This window comes from Campylobacter lanienae NCTC 13004 (assembly GCF_002139935.1).
GTDB classification, from domain to species: Bacteria; Campylobacterota; Campylobacteria; order Campylobacterales; family Campylobacteraceae; genus Campylobacter; species Campylobacter lanienae.
The window spans coordinates 487,123-507,148 of sequence record NZ_CP015578.1 but is presented as its reverse complement, the minus strand read 5'-3'; the positions used below and the strand labels follow the sequence as shown (position 1 = coordinate 507,148).

Genomic DNA, 20,026 nt, shown 5'->3' with positions numbered 1-20,026 from the left:
TATTACCAACGATAGTGAGCAAATGCTTTATTAGCTTCTGCCATTTTATAGGTATCTTCTTTTTTCTTAAATGAAGCACCTTTTGAATTTGATGCATCTAGCAACTCAGCGGCTAATTTTTCTATCATTGTTCTCTCACTTCTTTTGCGAGCAAAACTGATAATCCAACGGATTGCTAGGGCTTGTTGGCGAGCTGGGCGGACTTCTACTGGCACTTGATATGTAGCACCACCTACACGGCGAGATTTAACTTCCATAATAGGTTTTACATTATCGATAGCGCTATTAAACACATCTATGCCTTTTAGCTCTCCACCTTTAGAATCAATAGCTTTTAAAGCGCCATACATAATCTGTGTAGCTACACTTTTTTTGCCATCATACATAAGTGAATTAATAAATTTAGTTATAACTTTATTGCCATAAATTGGATCAGGCATTACTTCCCTAACAGGGGCTTTTCTTCTTCTCATAACTTTCCTTCAAATTTAAATTTTACTCAAACTAAGCCATATCTAAGGGCTAGTCTGCGTCCTAAAAGATTACTTTTTAGCTTCTTTTGGGCGTTTAGCACCATATTTAGATCTAGATACAGTTCTTTTAGCCACGCCAGCTGTATCAAGTGCACCACGGACAATATGATATTTAAGACCTGGTAAGTCTCTTACCCTACCGCCACGCACTAGCACGATGCTGTGCTCTTGTAGATTGTGACCTTCACCGCCTATATAGCTGATAACTTCAAATCCACTTGTTAGCCTTACTTTGGCAACTTTTCTCAAAGCTGAGTTTGGTTTTTTAGGAGTTGTTGTATAAACTCTGGTGCAAACTCCTCTTCTTTGAGGACACTCTTTTAACGCTGGTGATTTAGATTTTACGATCACTTTTTTGCGTTCTTTTCTGACCAATTGATTAATGGTTGGCACAATTTTTCCTTTCAACTAAATTTATTAAAAAAGTCTAATTTTACTAAAAATTATCTTAAATTATAATGAAATAAAGAGTAATCTAGGCTAAAATATTAAAATAAATCTATGCTTTAGCAATTCAAAAATTTATTCAAAATTGCTAAATAATATCTATTTGTTTATAAAATTTTTTAAAGCTTGCTCTATTGCTTGATTTCTAGTTTCTATATCAGTTTTTGACCAAATTTTATCATCTCTATTGCCAAGATCTCTTACCTCTTGCGAGTTTTGACTCTCTTTATATGTTTCTTGTTTTAAAGAAAAAAAGTTATTAGCGCATTTGATATTTGTGGCTTTATCAAGTAAAATTTTATTACCTATTTGCTCTAAATACTCCGAATGGGTTATCTTATCCCACTCATCAAAATTTGCATTTTGCCAAGTTTTAGGCAAAATATGCTCTACTTCTAACTTATAATTTTTTATATCACTAGAGAAATCATCATAAAGATGAGCATAAAGATATAAAAGATATTTTACTTTTCTAGCGTCTGGCTTGATATCCTTATCATTACTAGAAAAATTATTTAAAAATCCCTCTAGTAAGGATTTGCTATAAGAAAAATTTATATTTTGATTTAGCTCTGCATTCATTTTAAAAACTAAATCTCTTATCTCATTTGCACTTGATCTATTGTTTAAAAATTTAATAGTTATCGCCTTTAATAATTCAAGTAAATTGCTCTCAAATTCATTACTAAAACTATCCTTAAATTCACCTTTTATAAAATTATCTTTGTTTCTCCAAATCAAAAAAGCTACAAAAAATTTCCACATATCATTTTGATATAAACAAAGAATTTTAAAATATCTATAAGCTTTTCCTTTTAAATATATCTTTGGTGAAGCCCAAAAATATACTAAAGTTTCAATAAATTTCATAAGCTCTTTTATCTGATCTTCTTTTACAAGATACCCACCTATTGCTCCAAAATTATTTTTATTAATCTTTGTAAAAAAGTCCAACACGCTTGGCGTAGTATTATCTGTATGATTGTTCATAGCCCTTATTGCATGCATTGCCTGGATAAAAAGCACACTCATATCTTCTTTTGGATTATATTCTTCAAATTTTGAGCTAATTTCTTGCCATTTTTTAGCAAATTCTTCTTTATTTTCTATATTTTTATAAATATAACCTTTTATGATATCAGCATTTGAAAGTGGCATACCACGAGAATTTAGAGTATTAAAAATAGTCATTGCTGATTCTTGACTATCGCAGGTCACACACAATACAAAAAATGTATCAGATAAAATAGTATCACATAATTCTTCAAACCTACGGGCGTTTTTTAGTTTAAAATCATTTATAGCTTCATGAAAAAAGATAAAATTTTTAGCATAATTAGATTTGAAGTTTTTTCTTAATTTTTCAATATCAATATCTTCCATTAAAATATATTCTAATTCTTCTTTATCTTTGTCAGTAATAACCTGAGAACTTAAATAGGGCTTATCAAATTCAAAGCCTTTATTTCTAATTTTCTTCCAAATAAACTTACCAAAATCATCTTGTTCATCCTTTTTGTCTTCACTTTTTAAGCTCTCAAAAAACGCTCTAAAAAGCAAGGTTAAAGTAGTGATTCTTTGCTGTCCATCTATGATTTCTAAATCACCATGATCATTTTCAAAACTTACAATAGAGCCCAAAAAATATTCAAATTTTTCATTACCTTCCTTTTCATTCTTATCACCTTTCTTTTCATAGAACGCATTTATAATATCGTCCCAAAGCGTTTGACACTCATCAATTTTCCATCTATAAGGCCTTTGATATTCTGGAATAATAAATTTTTGACTTTCTTTATCTCTTATATTTACTATAAATCTCTGTTTTGGTTCAAATCGCATTTTATCTCCTTTTTTAGAACAAATTGTATATTAGAATTTTAGCTGCAGGTTTAAGTAAAATTTGGATCCATAGACCCAAATTTTACTAAGTTGTATAAAGTTAATTAATTATTATACTTCATCTTGATTTTTTTATCTTGATAAAGTCCGGTGCCCACAGGTATCATACGACCTAAAATAACATTTTCTTTTAAGTCTTCAAGGTAGTCAAATTTAGCCGATATACTAGCTTCTGTAAGCACTTTTGTAGTCTCTTGGAAAGAGGCCGCAGAGATGACGCTATCGCTACCAATAGCTGCTCTAGTAACGCCTAAAAGCACAGGCTCAGCGATCGCTGGCTCTCCACCCATTTTGATAATTCTATCATTCTCTTCACGGAATTTGCGACGGCTAACCATATCACCAACGATGAAATTTGTATCGCCACTATCGATAATCTTAATCTGTCTTAACATTTGTGATACAATAATCTCAATATGCTTATCACTAATAGCAACGCCTTGAGAGCGATAAACTTGTTGAATTTCACTAATCAAATATCCATGAAGTGCTTTTTCTCCAAGGATTCTTAAAACATCATGGCTACTTACCAATCCATCTGTTAGCTTCTCACCAGCATGGACAAACTCACCATCACGGACTTGAATTTGGCGTGATTTATCTATCAAATACTCTGCTGTTGTGCCATCTTCTGCCATTATGACTACTCTTTCTTTAGAGCGAAGTGGCTTTTCGAATTTAATCACACCATCAATCTCGGCTATGATAGCGGTATTTTTAGGGCGTCTTGCTTCAAATAGCTCTGAAACTCTAGGAAGACCACCGGTGATATCTTTTGATTTGGCTACGGCTTTTGGGGTTTTAGCTATAGTATCAGCTCTATTTACTTTAGCTCCATCTTTGACAAATATCGCAGTTTTTGGATCTAGTTGATAGCGGATCAATTTGCCATTATTGGTAGTTATAACTATCGTTGGTTTGACTCCACTTGGTAGATATTCATTGATGACTAGCCTACTCTCGCCTGTTGCTTCATCATATTGCTCTGTTACACTATATCCTGGCTCGATATCTTCGTATGCTACTATACCGGCTTCTTCGGCGATTACAGGATTTGAGTATGGATCCCACTCAGCTATAACCAGCTTAGAATCAACCTGTGGTTTAGCCAAAATATCAGTAGCTACAACATTTGAGCTATCGTTAAATTCAATTACACTATTTCGTGGGATATAATGACGCACAGCCTCTCTATCTTCTTCATCAGCGATAACTACAAATAGGCCTTTTTCTGTTACTATATCGCCTTTTTTGATATCTTTGATTCTCTCTAGATAATCGCCTTTTAGGATATAGTATTTTAGCACACCATGCGCACTAGCTACAATCTCTTGAGTAACTGGATCACCATCAGCTACTTTAATTTCACTAGCAAATGGGATACGATTTGGTATATTCCATCCATCTTTAATCATCTCTACGATACTTTCATTCTCTTTTACTTTATCGCCTTTTGAGTATGGGATATAGAATTTACCATCGATTTTACCACTTACACCGGCTAGCTCATTTGGTTTAGCTAAATCATGTCTTCTTAAAACATACTTAACTTCATCTTTTTTGCCTTTTATAGTGATATTTACATCTTCATGAGCAACTTCAATATCTATAACACCATCAAATGGAGCTTTAATCTTTGGTTCAACCAACAATATAGCAGCATTGCGTCTATTTATAACTATAGATTTACCATTGTTTTCATAGGTTTTAAGATTATAATATCTTATAAAGCCCTCTTTTTGCGCTATTATTTGTCTATCTTGTTGCTCTGTAGAGGCGGTACCACCGATATGGAAAGTTCTTAGCGTTAGCTGAGTACCAGGCTCACCGATTGATTGAGCTGAGATGATACCTACGGCTTCACCTGGTTTGACTAATTTACCCTCACCTAGATTTATGCCATAGCACTTAGCGCATACGCCTTTTGGTGCTTTACAAGTGATTGGTGTTCTAATGCTAATTGATTTAATACCAGCATCGATAATCACTCTAACTTTATTTTCATCAATTAAAGTGCCTTCTGTGTATAGAATTTCATTTGTGATAGGATCGATCACATCATCGCTTAAAACACGACCCAAAACTCTCTCTTCAAGGCTCTCTATAAGCTCACCATTTTCAGTAATTTCTGTTATCTCAACGCCTTCGTGAGTACCGCAATCCTCCATTGTCACTTTTACATTTTGTGCTACATCAATTAGTTTTCTTGTTAGATATCCGGCATTTGCGGTTTTAAGCGCAGTATCAGCAAGACCTTTTCTAGCACCGTGCGTTGAGATGAAATACTCAAGGACATTTAGACCCTCACGGAAATTTGAAGTAATTGGTGTCTCAATAATACTACCATCAGGCTTAGCCATAAGACCACGCATACCGGCAAGTTGGCGAATTTGAGCCGCACTACCCCTAGCGCCGCTATCAGCCATCATATAAATAGAGTTAAATCCGCTCTTATCATTTTTGATGAGTTTCATCATATCACTGGCTACTTTATTGTTTGTATCTGTCCATATATCAACAATTTTATTGTATCTTTCTGAATCAGTTAGCAAACCTGAGCCATATTGATTTTGGATTTCACGAACTCTTTTTTTGGCTTCATCTACATATGAATATTTGCTATCAGATACTATTATATCAGCTATTGATATGCTAACTCCAGCTTTTGTAGCGTATCTAAACCCAAGATTTTTAAGCTTATCCAAAAATCCCGCAGTTGATTCTAGACCGCCGTTTTTATAGACATAATCAACTAAATTTGCTATGTCTTTTTTCTTCATTACTTTATTCCACATACTCTCTGGAACTGAATTCTCTCCCAAATCAGGTAGAATTGATTTGATAATCAATCTTCCCGCAGTTGTAAATACAGTCCTGCCATCTACCATTGTCTTAATCTTAGCATGTAGATCAAGGAAGTGAGTCTCAACTGCTATCATAACTTCATCAACGCTAGCAAAAATTTTATTTGAGCCTATTACATCTACTTTTTCAAGGCTTAAATAATAGATCCCCAAAACCATATCTTGGCTAGGGACTGTCACAGCCTTACCACTTGCTGGAAGCAAGATATTCATAGAGCTAAGCATTAAAATTTTACACTCAGCAATTGCCTCTTGAGATAAAGGGACATGAACGGCCATTTGGTCACCATCGAAGTCAGCGTTGAAAGCTGAACAAACAAGTGGGTGAAGTTGAATAGCCTTGCCCTCTATCAATACTGGATGGAAAGCTTGAATCGACATCTTATGTAGAGTTGGAGCCCTATTTAATAGCACTGGATGATCAGCAACAACCTCTTCAAGGCACTCCCAAACCTCATTTGTCTTATCTTCTATCATTTTTTTGGCTAATTTTACATTTGTAGCATAGCCTTTTTCTTCAAGGCGGGCTAAGAGATGTGGTTTAAATAGCTCTAAAGCCATTTTTTTAGGCAATCCACACTGATCCATCCTAAGTCTAGGGCCAACAACGATAACGCTACGACCAGAGAAATCCACCCTTTTACCAAGCAAATTTTGTCTAAAGCGCCCTTGCTTACCTTTGATAATCTCGCTTAGAGATTTTAGTGGGCGTTTATTCGCACCTTTTACAGCATTTGCTCTTCTGCCATTGTCAAATAGAGCATCAACTGACTCTTGTAACATTCTCTTTTCGTTACGGATGATAATCTCAGGTGCATCAAGCTCCATAAGTCTTTTTAGTCTTGCGTTGCGATTTATAACACGGCGATAAAGATCATTGACATCACTAACTGCGAATTTACCACCATCAAGGCTAACAAGAGGTCTTAAATCAGGCGGTAAAACTGGTAAATTTGTTATCATCATCCACTCAGGGCGGTTACCTGAATTTAAAAAGCTCTCAACTACTTTTAGTCTTTTTACAATACTCTTCTTCTTAGCTTCACTATTTGTGCTATCTATCTCAACTTTTAACTGCTCTAAAATAGCTACTAAATCTAAATTTTCAAGCATATCACGGATAACTTCACCACCCATTCTAGCCTTAAATCCACTCTCGGCAAATCTCTGTTCTAATAGCACATATTGCTCTTCATTTAATACATCATAAATTTCAACTTTTTTGCTATTTTCATTATCATAGTATGCTTCGCCTGGATTTTCTACTATGTATGCTTCATAGTATAATACACGCTCTAAATCCTTCATTTTAATACCAAGAAGAGTTCCGATACGACTAGGAAGTGAATTTACATACCAAATATGAGCCACTGGAGTAACTAACTCTATATGCCCCATTCTAGAGCGGCGCACCTTAGAGCTTGTGATTTCAACTCCGCATTTTTCGCATTTGATACCTTTATAACGCATCTTTTTATACTTGCCGCATAAGCACTCATAATCCCTAATAGGCCCAAATATTTTAGCACAAAATAGACCATCTCTTTCTGGTTTTAAAGTGCGGTAATTTATAGTTTCAGGCTTTTTAACCTCGCCATGACTCCAAGCTTTTATACGCTCAGGACTAGCTAATCTTAACTTAAACGCTTCAAAATCTCTTGGTCTTGAATCTTCTTTAATCTCTATAGGTTTTAACTCACTCATTATCATTATCCTCATCGTAAATTTCAACATCTAAGGCTAGAGATTTTAGCTCATTTGTTAAAACAAAAAATGTCTCTGGAATACCAGTACTCGGGACATTTTCACCTCTAGTTAATGCCTTATAAGCTAGCCATCTACCCTCAACATCATCAGATTTGACAGTTAGCATCTCACGAAGTGTATGAGCCGCACCATAAGCTTCTAAAGCCCAAACTTCCATCTCTCCAAATCTTTGACCGCCGCTTAAAGCCTTACCGCCGACAGGTTGCTGCGTAACTAAGCTATATGGACCAGTACTTCTAGCATGGACTTTTTCATCTACTAGGTGGTGAAGTTTTAACATATACATACAACCGACATTTACACGCTCAGCCATCTTAGATCCGGTTCTACCGTCGTATAATTCAGTTTTACCATCCATATCGATCTTTGCCATCTCAAACAATTTGCTAAACTCTTCAGCCTTAACCCCTTCAAATATCGGAGTAGCAAATCTAACGCCATTTGACCAATCTCTTGCGTATTCTATTAGCTTATCATCATCGATTTTTTCTAATATTGCTTTGGCATCCATTAGTCTTGATACATTGGCTATCTCTATCATTTTGGCTCTTAACTCATCAATCCACTCTTTTGACTTTCTATCAAATATCTCTTGAATTTGCTCGCCAAGTCTCATACCTATAAGCCCTAGGTGGCTCTCTAAAATTTGACCGATATTCATACGGCTAGGAACGCCTAGTGGATTTAAGACTATATCAACTGACCTACCATCTGGCAAATAAGGCATATCTACATCAGGGACGATATTAGACACTATACCTTTGTTACCATGGCGACCAGCCATTTTATCTCCAACTTTTAGCTTTCTTTTAGTTGCTACATATACTTTAACAAGTTTGACTACGCCACTTGGCAAAATATCATCTTTTTCTAAAATTTCAAGCTTAGCATCGTGTTCATCTTTTAGCTTTTTCTTCTCATTTTGAAAATATGCCTTCATATCTTCATAGCTTTTTTGAACATCTTTATTAAAATTTTTAACATATGAATTTAAGGTAAATCTATTTATATTAACAAGATCTTCTTTTTTGATTTTTTGACCTTTTTTATATGTAGTTTTACCAACTTCTAGCTCATTTTGAAGCTCGTTATTAGCTAATAAAGCAGTGACTCTTAACATCTCTTCACGATCAAGCATTAAAAGTCTATCGTGATGCTCTTTTTCTAAGATATTTTTCTCATCTTCATAAGCTTGGAATGATCTTGAGTCTTTTTCATAGCCTTTTTTAGTAAATATCTTAACATCAATTACTACGCCCTCCATACTTGCTGGAGCATATAGAGATTTATTTACCACATGGCCAGCTTTTTCACCAAAGATTGCTCTAAGAAGTCTCTCTTCTGGAGTTGGCTTCACTTCACCTTTTGGTGAAACCTTGCCTACTAAGATCATACCTGGTTTTATATGAGTTCCGATTCTTACGATACCACTTTCATCAAGATGTTCGATCTCTTCTTCTTTCATATTAGGAATATCTCTAGTAATCTCTTCTACGCCATCTTTAAGCTCTCTAGCCTCAATCTCTTTTTCATAGATATGTACGCTTGTAAAGGCATCAGTGCGAATCATTCTCTCGCTCATCACAATCGCATCTTCGTAGTTATATCCATTCCAAGGCATAAATGCAATTAGAGCATTTTTACCTATTGCCAACTCGCCTTGATCCATGCTAGAGCCATCAGCGATTATTTGACCGGCCTCTACTTTTTGACCTTTTTTTACGATTGGATGTTGGCTAAATGTGGTATTTTGGTTGGTGCGCATATTTTTTTCCATGGTGTATTGATCTATATATGGACCATTTTCATCCTCACCAAGGATAAATATATTTTTGTTATCAACTTTTTCTATTATACCGCCACGCTTTGCCTTTATAGCCTCCCATGCATCACGAGCAACTATCGCTTCCATACCAGTCCCAACAATAGGAGCGCTAGATTTTAAGAGCGGAACGGCTTGTCGTTGCATGTTTGAGCCCATCAAGGCACGGTTAGCATCATCATGCTCTAAAAATGGAATTAACGAAGCAGCAACACCCATTACCATACCGCTACAAAGGTCTATTAAGGTTACATCATCTCTTTTAGCAAGTATCATCTCACCATCTTGCCTAACCTCTATTAAATCCTCAACTATCATACCATTTTCATCCAAAATCGTAGATGCAGGAGCTATAATGTGACCCTCTTCTTGCGTAGCTGTGAGATAGACAATTTCATTTGTTACCTTGCTATTTTCTACCTTGCGATATGGCGATTCAACAAAGCCTAGATCATTGACTTTAGCATATGTAGAAAGAGTGTTAATAAGACCGATATTTTGACCCTCTGGGGTCTCAACTGGACAAATTCTACCATAGTGAGTTGGATGGACATCACGAACTTCAAATCCGGCTCTCTCTTTTACCAATCCACCCTCGCCAAGTGCTGATAATCTACGCTTATGTGTAATCTCACTAAGCGGATTTGTCTGATCCATAAATTGACTTAGCTGACCACCGGTAAAAAACTCCATAATAGTGGTTGTAATCATCTTAGGATTTACAAGATCATAAGGCATAATCTCATCTATATTATTGCTAAGGCTAGTAAATTTATCTCTAATAGCTTTTTGCATCTTGACAAAACCAAGATGTAACTCATTAGCCAAAAGCTCACCGATAGAGCGAATACGGCGGTTACCTAAGTGATCTCTATCATCTATATGACCTTGACCATTTTTGACCTTAATTAGATATTTAGCAGTTTTAATAATATCTTCATTTGTCAAAACTGTGACATATTCAGGAGCATTTAGGCCTAATTTATGATTCATCTTCATACGACCAACTTTGGTCAAATCATATCTTTCAGGATTGAAAAAGAGATCATTAACAAAACTTCTAGCCGCTTCTTTAACCACAGGCTCACCTGGGCGCATAACTTTGTAAATTCTAATTGCCGCTAGATCATTTTCATCTTCTACACCTTCAGTTTGTTTAAGAAGTTTCAAAGCCTCATAATCTTGTAAAAATGAGTTAATAATAGCATCATCGACTCCATTTGCTAAATCATTTGCTATCTCTATACTATCTTGCTCATTAGCGATTTTAGCTATTTTATTCTCATCAAGTTGTGTAAGAGTATCATATAAAACCTCGCCGCTATCTTTATCTATAACAGGACTAGCAAGATATCTATTTACCAATGTTTCAAGCGGATATTCTATAAATTTAACGCCATCTTCTATTAATTTATCAGCTTTTTTTCTAGTTAATCTCTTACCAGCTTGATGTAAGATATTGCCACTTTCATCCTTGATATCATAATCAACCCTACCAGTAAAATCATCTGGATTAAACTCTACTAAGAATTTATTATTTTGAATTTTTAGAGTTTGCATAGGATAAAATAACTTCACAATATCTTGTTTTTTATATCCTAAAGCCCTAAATAAGATGGTGATTGGCACCTTACGACGCTTATTAATACGGACATATAATACATCTTTAGTATCATACTCAAAATACAACCATGACCCACGATCTGGGATAATTTGAGCTGTATATATCAATTTATTTACAACAGTAGGACTCTCTTCTTCTTTGAAAATAACACCAGGACTTCTATGCAATTGATTGACTACAACTCTTTCAACACCATTAATAATAAATGAGATTCTATCAGTCATTAAAGGAATTTCACGAACAAATATCTCTTGTTCTTTTATATCTTTTACACCGATTTTCTCACCTGTTTTTTCATCTCTATCATGAACTATTAATCTAATTTTAATTTTTAAATTTACAGAATATGTCAAGCCTCTTTCCATACACTCTCTAATAGTATATCTAGGCTTACCAATTTCGCTACTGACATATTCAAGCGAAAGTCTATTTTGCGGATCGTGAATAGGAAAAATAGATTTAAATACTTTTTCAATTCCGCTTTCAGTTTGTGAATTATCAAGATTTAAAAAATGATCAAAACTCTTTTTTTGTAATTGTAATAAATTTGGAACATCAATCTCTTTAGCTACATTAGAAAAATCTACCCTAAGACGATTTCCAGAATAAAGGCTATTTAGCATTTTACTACCTCTATAGAATAGTTAATTGAAAGAACCGTTGTAAAAACGACAAGTGAATTGGAAGCGAGAGTATCTCGCTTCTACAAAATTGTAAATTATTTAAGTTCGACTTTAGCGCCAGCTTCTTCAAGTTGTTTTTTAGCTGCTTCAGCTTCTTCTTTGCTCGCACCCTCTTTAAGAACTGATGGAGTACCTTCAACAGCATCTTTAGCTTCTTTAAGACCAAGACCAGTTAAAGCACGAACAACTTTAATTACTTCTATTTTTTTAGCACCACTATCAACTAAAACGATATTGAAATCAGTTTTTTCTTCAGCAGCTTCAGCAGCACCTCCAGCAACAGCACCAGCTACCATAACAGGAGCAGCACTTACACCGAATTTTTCTTCAAATTCTTTTACTAATTCACTTAGCTCAAGAACAGATAAATTTGAAATAAACTCTAATACATCTTCTTTAGTTATTGCCATTTTAATTCTCCTAAATTTTATTTTTTAAATTAAGCAGATTGCTCTTTTTTCTCTTTAAGCGCATTTAAACCGATAGTGAAATTTTGAATCGGAGCATTCCAAACTTGTAATAGCATAGCGATAAGCTCATCACGAGATGGCATTTTAGACAATGCGATAACTTTAGAAGCAGGTGCAACCTCACCATCGATATAAGCTGTTTTAATCTTAAAAAGATCTTTATTTGACTCTTCAAATTTAGCCACAACTTTAGTAACTGCTAGTTGATCTTCGCCCCATACAAAAATATTTGTATCTTTAAGCTCCATACCATCTTTAGCAGAGTTATTTAAAGCTATTTTTGCTAAAGTGTTTTTAACAACTTGAACTTTAACATTTTGTTCTCTAGCAGCATTTCTAAGCGCTTCAAGTTTTTTAACACTTAAACCTCTATAGTCGCAAACTACTATAGCTTCACTAGCTTTAAATTCAGCCTCAAGGTTTGAAATAATTTCAGCTTTTTCGTTTCTAGTCACTTTATTCTCCTTTCCGACCGGCGATTTCAAGCAGAGAGAGTGATAAAATCACTCAATTAAGCATAGACCTCGGCTATCTCCAATCTAAGATAAAAAAAATATTTATATTATTTAAGATCCATGAGCTCTTGAGTTTCAAGAGATATTGATGGACTCATTGTCAAAGATAGCGCAGCAGATTTGATATATTTACCTTTTGCTGCTGCTGGTTTATGCTTATTAATTGTTTTTATAAAAGCAGTGATATTCTCATTTAACTGCTCTTTGCTAAAGCTTACTTTACCAAGACCAGCATGGATATTTCCTTGTTTATCAACACGGAAATTCACTTGACCACCTTTAGCATTTTTAACAGCTTGAGCAACATCCATAGTTACAGTACCTGTTTTAGGATTAGGCATTAAACCTTTAGGGCCTAAAAGACGGCCAATTTTACCTACTAAACCCATTAAATTTGGAGTAGCTATAAGGACATCGAAATTTATAACACCTTTGGCAATCTCATCGACAAAATCCTCAGCACCAACAATATCAGCACCAGCTGCTTTAGCTTCATCAGCTTTAGCATCTTTAGCTATTACAGCTACTCTAACAGTTTTACCAGTACCAGCAGGTAAAACTACTGAACCACGAACCATTTGATCAGCGTGTCTAGGATCAACATTCAATTTAAGTGCTATTTCAACTGTTTCATCAAATTTTGCTGAAGCAAGTGTTTTAACTGTAGATACAGCCTCATCTAAATTATAAATTTTATTTGAATCTACTTTTTTAAGTAATTCTGTAAATCTCTTTGTAGTTTTTTTTGACATTAATTTCTCCGCATTTTAAAGTGCTACCACTAATTTAAAATCCTAGTGGTGAGGATTAATCTACTACGGTTATTCCCATAGAACGAGCTGAACCAGCTATAATTTTAGCAGCTTGCTCTCTATCTTTTGTATTCATATCAACTATTTTTTTATCTACTATTTCAAGAATTTGAGCTTTAGTTAATTGACCTACTTTATTTTTAAGCGGGTTATCCGCACCTTTTGTGATTCCTGCAGCTTTTTTAATTAGATCTGTTGCTGGTGGTTGTTTTGTGATAAATGTAAAGCTTTTATCAGCATAAACAGTAATAACAACTGGAATATTATAACCAGCCATATCTTTTGTTCTCTCATTAAATGCCTTACAAAATTCCATAATATTGACACCTTGCTGACCCAAAGCAGGACCAACTGGCGGACTTGGATTTGCTTTTGTAGCTGCAATTTGTAATTTAATTTCGCCTACAACTTTTTTAGCCATAAACTATCTCCTTAGACTATCTTTTCAACTTGTGAATACATAATTTCAACAGGCGTACTTCTACCAAATATAGATACATTTAAGCGAAGTTTACCATGAACCATATCATACTCTTCTACAGTTGCATTAAAGTTTGCAAATGGACCTTCAGTAACACGAACTACCTCACCAGCCTCAAATGAAATTTTTGGCTTAGGAGCTGCTCTTTTATTAACCTTTTCTAAAATAAGATTTATATCTTTATCACTCAAAGGTGTAGGTTTTTTTGCTTCACCGATAAATCTACCAACCTTAGGAAGAGACTGAATTTTGTGCCAAAGTGCTGTATCAAGATCTAAATGCGCAAAAGCATAACCTGGATATAAACTTCTTTCGTTAATTTTTTGCTTGCCATTTTTAATCTCTATCACATCTTCTGTAGGAACAACAACTTCTAAAAGTTGCTCTTCAATGCCATGATCTTTTACTAAATTTTCAATGGCTCTTTTGACACTCATCTCACTACCTGCATAAGTTTGAATAGCATACCACTTATGTGCCATAACAGATCCTTATACAAGCTTTGAAACAGAAAAAGACATAATCAAATCAACCAAAGCTAAAAATAGAGATACCACAGTTACAACAGCAAAAACTGTTATAAACGCATTTCTAATTTGCTCTTTAGTAGGAAAGATAACCTTGCCTATCTCTGTGCGTGATAATTTTAAATAACTTATAAACTTTTCCATATCTAACCTCTTGTGGCAGGGCAGGAGGGATTCGAACCCCCAACCATCGGATTTGGAATCCGGCGCTCTACCGTTGGAGCTACTGCCCTATGCAGATACAGCTAAGAAGTTAGCTTATTTTAGCTTAACTTCTTTATGAACTGTATGTTTTTTCAATCTTGGACAATATTTTTTAAGCTCTAACTTTTCAGTTTTTGTTTTGCTATTTTTGGTTGTTGTGTAATTAATATCATTACATTCAGAACATTTTAAACCAATTTTAACTCTATTTGCACTTGCCATTTTTTTTCCTTAAAAGTGGCGTGAATTTTACTCACACCACTAAGTTAAATTACTTAATAATTTTAGATACAACGCCTGAACCAACAGTTCTACCGCCTTCACGGATAGCAAATCTTGTACCCTCTTCTAGCGCAACTGGAGCTATAAGTTCAACCGTGATTTTAAGGTTATCACCTGGCATAACCATCTCTGTACCTTCTGGTAAAGTTATTGAACCAGTAACATCTGTTGTTCTAACATAGAATTGTGGTCTATAGTTATTAAAGAATGGAGTATGGCGACCACCCTCTTCTTTGGTTAGGATATAAACTTCACCTTCAAATTGTGTATGTGGAGTGATAGATTTTGGCTTACATAAAACCATACCTCTCTCAACATCTTCTTTTTTAGTACCGCGCAATAGAACACCAACATTATCACCGGCTTCGCCTTGATCCATCTCTTTTCTAAACATCTCAACACCAGTAACTGTTGTTGTTTGAGTATCACGAATACCAACGATTTCAATAGTATCACCAACTTTCACAACACCTTTTTCAATTCTACCTGTAACAACTGTACCACGACCAGAAATTGAGAAAACATCTTCGATTGGCATCAAGAAATCTTTGTCTGTATCACGAACTGGAGTTGGTATATAGCTATCAACAGCATCCATAAGAGCCATAATTTTAGCTGACCACTCGCCATCGTTGCCAGCTTTAGCTTCTTCAAGTGCTTGAAGTGCCGAACCGCTAATGATTGGAGTATCATCACCTGGGAAATCATACTCATTTAGAAGTTCACGAATTTCCATTTCAACTAGCTCTAAAAGTTCAGCATCATCAACCATATCAGCTTTATTCATAAATACAACTATATATGGAACACCAACTTGGCGAGATAGCAAAATGTGCTCACGAGTTTGCGGCATTGGGCCATCAGCAGCAGATACAACTAAGATAGCACCATCCATTTGAGCGGCACCTGTGATCATATTTTTAACATAGTCAGCGTGGCCTGGACAATCAACATGCGCATAGTGGCGATTTGTTGTTTCATACTCAATGTGAGAAGTAGCAATTGTAATACCTCTCTCTTTTTCTTCTGGAGCGTTATCGATATTATCATAATCTTTAAGCTCAGCAAGACCTTTTCTTGATAAAACAGCAGAAATAGCAGCTGTTAATGTAGTTTTACCATGGTCAACGTGACCGATAGTACCAATATTTACGTGTGGCTTATTTCTTGAAAACTTCTCTTTAGCCATTGTATCCTCCGTTATAAAATTCAACTTTTATACTTAAGTTTGTATCTTTTGTATTTCTTATTTTAACTTTTATGGAGCTCATAGCGGGACTTGAACCCGCGACCTCTTCCTTACCAAGGAAGTGCTCTACCTCTGAGCCATATGAGCGTTTCTAGATTTGGAAACTTCAGCTTGGCAAAACAGAGTTATACTAAATTAATACAAACACCGAAAACTAAAAATGACTAAGAATAACTGCAGAATAGAATATAAATTCAAAAAAGACAGCTCCCAGTCAAATCCAAATGGAGCGGGAAACGGGACTCGAACCCGCGACCCTCAGCTTGGAAGGCTGATGCTCTAGCCAACTGAGCTACTCCCGCATATAGCAATGGTGGTGAGACGTGGATTCGAACCACGGAAGACATAGTCAGCAGATTTACAGTCTGCCCTCGTTGGCCGCTTGAGTATCTCACCTTAGAAAAATAAATTAAAAAATGATTGCTATATATATCTGGTCAAACACTGTAAAGATAAATGGAGCTGGTGAACGGAATCGAACCGCCGACCTACTGCTTACAAGGCAGTTGCTCTACCGGCTGAGCTACACCAGCACCTTTAACTTTTGAGCTGGAATTATATCTTATTATTTAACATTTGTCAAGAGTTTTTTGGAAAAAATTGAAATTTTGCCGACATTTTGAGTCGGCAAATCAGAATTAAAATTTATTTTTATTGATATTAGCAAGCATCTCTTCGCTCATTGTCTCTACATCGTTTGAAATACTAGCTATTTTATTTGTCTCTTCGTGGTTTCTCTCTGTCCCATCGCCTATTACACTCATAGCTTCATTAATCTGATTGATAGCTGCTGTTTGTTCGTGGATACTAGAGCTCATATCAGTGATGCTTTGAGTTAGGATATTTACATTAGCTTCAATTTCTGTAAGAGATTTGCCTGTTTTTTCAGCTAAGGTTCGCACCTCATCAGCCACGACTGAAAATCCCCTACCATGCTCACCGGCACGAGCTGCTTCTATAGCGGCATTTAGAGCAAGCAGATTGGTCTGTTCTGCTATATCTTTAATTATGGTTATAATATTTTTTATATCATCACTTTGTTTGATAACCTCATCTGCTCTTTCATTTATGGAATTCATTGAGCTGCTTAGTTCTTCAACGGCTGCAGCACTCTCTTGTAGTGAATTGACTTGAAGTTTTGAGGATTCATTTAATTTATCAATTCCATCTTTCATCTTGTGTGATGCTTCATATAGTGTTTGACTGGATTTTTGAGATAGTTTTAGCATAGCTACTGTTGAGTCTCCAAGTCCGTTTATACCATCTGCCATTTTAAGAAGATAGTGTTTTAAATTCTCATTTGAGGCTCTTTGAGTATAGTCATGCTCTGAGTATTTGGCTATAATTTTAACTATCTCATTTACATTTTTTTCAAGTGCTAAGGCCATGTTATTTAGCGTCTCTTGTAGTTGTTTCATTAGTGGAGAGTTACAATTATTATTTAAGCGAACTCCAAAACTACCTTGGGATAGATCTTTTAGCGCATTGACTGTATCATTGATAAATTTACGCTCAGAGCCGATTTGGATGCGTAAATTTGATATATTTTGATTAATCATTTTAGCTATGACGCCAAATTCATCTTTTGAGTTTATATTTATAGTTTTGCAATCTTCTTTTTCATTACCAAGGAAGGCGAAAAATCCTCTAAGACCATCGCTGACAACTTCGATTTGGCCGATTTTTTTACGAAGTAAGATAGAGCCAACAACTATTATTATAATATTGATGATAAATAATCCGATTGTCGCATTAAAATATAGATCTGTTTTATCGATTTTGGATTGGACTTCATCGGTGGTTCTCTTTTTTAGCATTACGAAAAATTCATCAATAGGCTCCATAATTTTAGCTTTTTCGATATGATACTCTTTAGAGTGAGTAAGATTCATAGCTAATTCTCTGTCTGGCTCGCCTGAAATAGTATATCTACCAGAATCATCTGCGAATTTACCAATGACAGCATTCATAGCCTTTGTCTCTATGCCTACTAAATTATTTGAGCGATTTTCTGACTCTTTTAACTTTGCTAATTCAGCTTGGCTAAATCCTAAATTCTCCATTTTTTGCGTTAAAGAGATCATCTCATTACTATCTGGGCGAGGCTTTTGGCCTGTTGCTGCTACAAAATCCCAATAAATTCTATCATACTCTATAGGGCGTGGCGCCTTACCATTACGGATATTTAAAATTGAGTTATATTGATCTACATAACTACTATCACCTGTTACACTATATGCACGAGCAAGTCTAGTCAAATCATCTGAGCTTTGGCGAAGCTCATCAGCAAGCAAATATGACTGATATCGTTTTTCAGAAGCTTCAATTAGCTCACCTTGCACCCCGATAACTTCAACTAAAGCTATCAAATTTAGCACAATAGCAACAAAGATTGCTCCAAAAATAGCATAAAACAAAGTAGTGAATTTCATAAAAATCCTTAAAATAGTAAAAATTAGATTTTGTTATAATACTAACATTGTAGTTAAATATTGCTTAAGTTTGTGGATAATATTAATAATTTATTTAAAAAATTTTTAACTTAGCGTGAGAAAACTCACGCAATAAATATAATTGAGTTTATAAACTCTCTTTGATCTCTATAGTAGTGATTTTATCCCCTTGTCTAATCGCATCTAAAACACTCTTACTCTCATCATCTATTAACTCGCCAAATATAGTATGGACGCCATTAAGATGTGGTTGTGGGCTATGGCATACGAAAAATTGGCTACCGCCTGTATCTCTGCCAGCGTGCGCCATGCTTAGGCTACCTCTATTATGTTTGCGTTTTTGACCGACACATTCGCATTTGATTCTCCAACCTGGGCCACCAACTCCATTACCGTACGGGCAACCACCTTGGATAACGAAATTTGGTATAACTCTATGAAAATTAAGTCCATCATAAAATCCAGATTTAGCTAATTCTACAAAGTTAGCTACAGTTTGTGGGGTCTCATCTGGATATAACTCGGCTATCATATCGCCTTTATCTGTTTTGATAACTGCGAATTTACATTTAGATAATTCATTGGTATCTATATCATATATTTTTAACTCTTCCATTAATTCTCCTTATTCTATATTTGTATATACTGCTTGGATATCATCGTCATCATCAAGCTTATCTAAAAGCTTTTCAATCTCGCTAAGCTCTTCATCATTGAGCGAAATTGTGGAATTTGGAATGTATTGTAAGCTACCTTTTTTAAGTGTTAAATTGCACTTCTCAATCCCATCACTAAGTGTGCCAAAGCTCTTATAATCACCATATATCATCAAGCTATCTTCGCCTTGTTCTAATAACTCAAGACCATAATCTATAAGCTCTAATTCCAACTCTTCTAGATCGCCACTTGGTAACTCTACTTCAAATACCGCCTTACGACTAAACATAAAACTAAGGCTACCACTTGGTAAAATCTCTCCACCATTTTTGTTAAATATAGCCTTTACATTTGCTACTGTCCTAGTGGCATTATCAGTAGCTGCTTCTACGATGATTTGAACGCCGTGAGCAGCCTTACCATCATAAAATATCGTTTTGATATCGCTACTATCTTTGCCGCTTGCTCTTTTGATTGCTGCGTCAATATTATCTTTTGGCATATTTTGAGCTTTGGCTGTAGCTATGGCTGAGCGGAGTTTTGGGTTCATATCTGGATCGCTCCCGCCCTCTTTGGCCGCTACTGTGATCGCTTTGGCTAATTTTGGGAATAACTTGCTCATCTTATCCCATCTAGCCTCTTTACTAGCTCTTCTATACTCAAATGCTCGTCCCATTTTTGTCCTTTTGGATTTTCTAAGGCGGTAATTATATCAAAAAATCGTTAAATTTTAA

The 20,026-nt window shown here is 35.2% G+C and carries 15 protein-coding genes, 5 tRNA genes and 1 pseudogene; all 21 read right to left on the bottom strand.

Annotated features, from left to right (window positions below; all coding sequences use genetic code 11):
• Positions 1-2: 2 nt before the first annotated feature.
• Complete coding sequence (gene rpsG / locus CLAN_RS02600; protein ID WP_086232363.1) at positions 3-473, bottom strand: 30S ribosomal protein S7; 471 nt, start codon at positions 471-473, stop codon at positions 3-5.
• A 69-nt stretch (positions 474-542) separates the two neighbouring features.
• Positions 543-926: a 30S ribosomal protein S12 gene (gene rpsL, locus CLAN_RS02595; protein ID WP_086298233.1), complete on the bottom strand. Its 384-nt coding sequence runs from the start codon at positions 924-926 to the stop codon at positions 543-545.
• A gap of 153 nt (positions 927-1,079) precedes the next feature.
• The gene (locus CLAN_RS02590) at positions 1,080-2,822 is read right to left on the bottom strand and encodes a DUF262 domain-containing protein (RefSeq protein ID WP_096027389.1); all 1,743 of its coding nucleotides are present in this window, start codon (positions 2,820-2,822) and stop codon (positions 1,080-1,082) included.
• Positions 2,823-2,926: 104 nt separating this feature from the next.
• On the bottom strand, positions 2,927-7,450 hold the full coding sequence (rpoC, locus tag CLAN_RS02585; RefSeq protein ID WP_100590510.1) for a DNA-directed RNA polymerase subunit beta': 4,524 nt from the start codon (positions 7,448-7,450) through the stop codon (positions 2,927-2,929).
• A complete protein-coding gene (gene rpoB, locus CLAN_RS02580; protein WP_096013471.1) occupies positions 7,443-11,582 on the bottom strand; it encodes a DNA-directed RNA polymerase subunit beta in 4,140 nt (1,379 codons plus the stop codon). Before rpoB ends, rpoC begins: the two co-directional genes overlap by 8 nt.
• 95 nt (positions 11,583-11,677) lie before the next feature.
• Positions 11,678-12,052, bottom strand: coding sequence for a 50S ribosomal protein L7/L12 (rplL, locus tag CLAN_RS02575; RefSeq protein WP_086224027.1), 375 nt, complete (start codon positions 12,050-12,052; stop codon positions 11,678-11,680).
• Between the two features lie 29 nt (positions 12,053-12,081).
• Positions 12,082-12,567, bottom strand: a complete 486-nt coding sequence (rplJ, locus tag CLAN_RS02570) for a 50S ribosomal protein L10 (RefSeq protein ID WP_096013472.1) — start codon at positions 12,565-12,567, stop codon at positions 12,082-12,084.
• 107 nt (positions 12,568-12,674) lie between these two features.
• Entirely contained in the window at positions 12,675-13,379 is a 705-nt protein-coding gene (gene rplA / locus CLAN_RS02565; RefSeq protein ID WP_096013473.1) for a 50S ribosomal protein L1, read from the bottom strand.
• Between the two features lie 55 nt (positions 13,380-13,434).
• Positions 13,435-13,860, bottom strand: a complete 426-nt coding sequence (gene rplK, locus CLAN_RS02560) for a 50S ribosomal protein L11 (RefSeq protein ID WP_096013474.1) — start codon at positions 13,858-13,860, stop codon at positions 13,435-13,437.
• A gap of 11 nt (positions 13,861-13,871) precedes the next feature.
• Entirely contained in the window at positions 13,872-14,402 is a 531-nt protein-coding gene (gene nusG, locus CLAN_RS02555) for a transcription termination/antitermination protein NusG (protein WP_096013475.1), read from the bottom strand.
• A 9-nt stretch (positions 14,403-14,411) separates the two neighbouring features.
• Entirely contained in the window at positions 14,412-14,591 is a 180-nt protein-coding gene (secE, locus tag CLAN_RS02550) for a preprotein translocase subunit SecE (RefSeq protein ID WP_086246780.1), read from the bottom strand.
• A 13-nt stretch (positions 14,592-14,604) separates the two neighbouring features.
• Positions 14,605-14,680, bottom strand: a tRNA-Trp gene (locus CLAN_RS02545).
• 25 nt (positions 14,681-14,705) lie between these two features.
• On the bottom strand, positions 14,706-14,873 hold the full coding sequence (gene rpmG, locus CLAN_RS02540; protein ID WP_086226555.1) for a 50S ribosomal protein L33: 168 nt from the start codon (positions 14,871-14,873) through the stop codon (positions 14,706-14,708).
• Positions 14,874-14,922: 49 nt separating this feature from the next.
• Complete coding sequence (tuf, locus tag CLAN_RS02535; RefSeq protein WP_096013476.1) at positions 14,923-16,122, bottom strand: elongation factor Tu; 1,200 nt, start codon at positions 16,120-16,122, stop codon at positions 14,923-14,925.
• A 72-nt stretch (positions 16,123-16,194) separates the two neighbouring features.
• Positions 16,195-16,269 (bottom strand) — tRNA-Thr (locus tag CLAN_RS02530).
• 138 nt (positions 16,270-16,407) lie between these two features.
• Positions 16,408-16,484: transfer RNA gene (locus CLAN_RS02525), tRNA-Gly, on the bottom strand.
• 9 nt (positions 16,485-16,493) lie between these two features.
• Positions 16,494-16,578: transfer RNA gene (locus tag CLAN_RS02520), tRNA-Tyr, on the bottom strand.
• A 61-nt stretch (positions 16,579-16,639) separates the two neighbouring features.
• A tRNA-Thr gene (locus CLAN_RS02515) sits at positions 16,640-16,715 on the bottom strand.
• Positions 16,716-16,820: 105 nt separating this feature from the next.
• Positions 16,821-17,315 (bottom strand): annotated as a pseudogene (locus CLAN_RS08480) (methyl-accepting chemotaxis protein); the annotation flags it as partial.
• A gap of 1,447 nt (positions 17,316-18,762) precedes the next feature.
• Entirely contained in the window at positions 18,763-19,251 is a 489-nt protein-coding gene (locus CLAN_RS02505; RefSeq protein ID WP_086234262.1) for a peptidylprolyl isomerase, read from the bottom strand.
• A gap of 9 nt (positions 19,252-19,260) precedes the next feature.
• The gene (locus tag CLAN_RS02500; RefSeq protein ID WP_086229551.1) at positions 19,261-19,968 is read right to left on the bottom strand and encodes a YebC/PmpR family DNA-binding transcriptional regulator; all 708 of its coding nucleotides are present in this window, start codon (positions 19,966-19,968) and stop codon (positions 19,261-19,263) included.
• Positions 19,969-20,026: the final 58 nt, after the last annotated feature.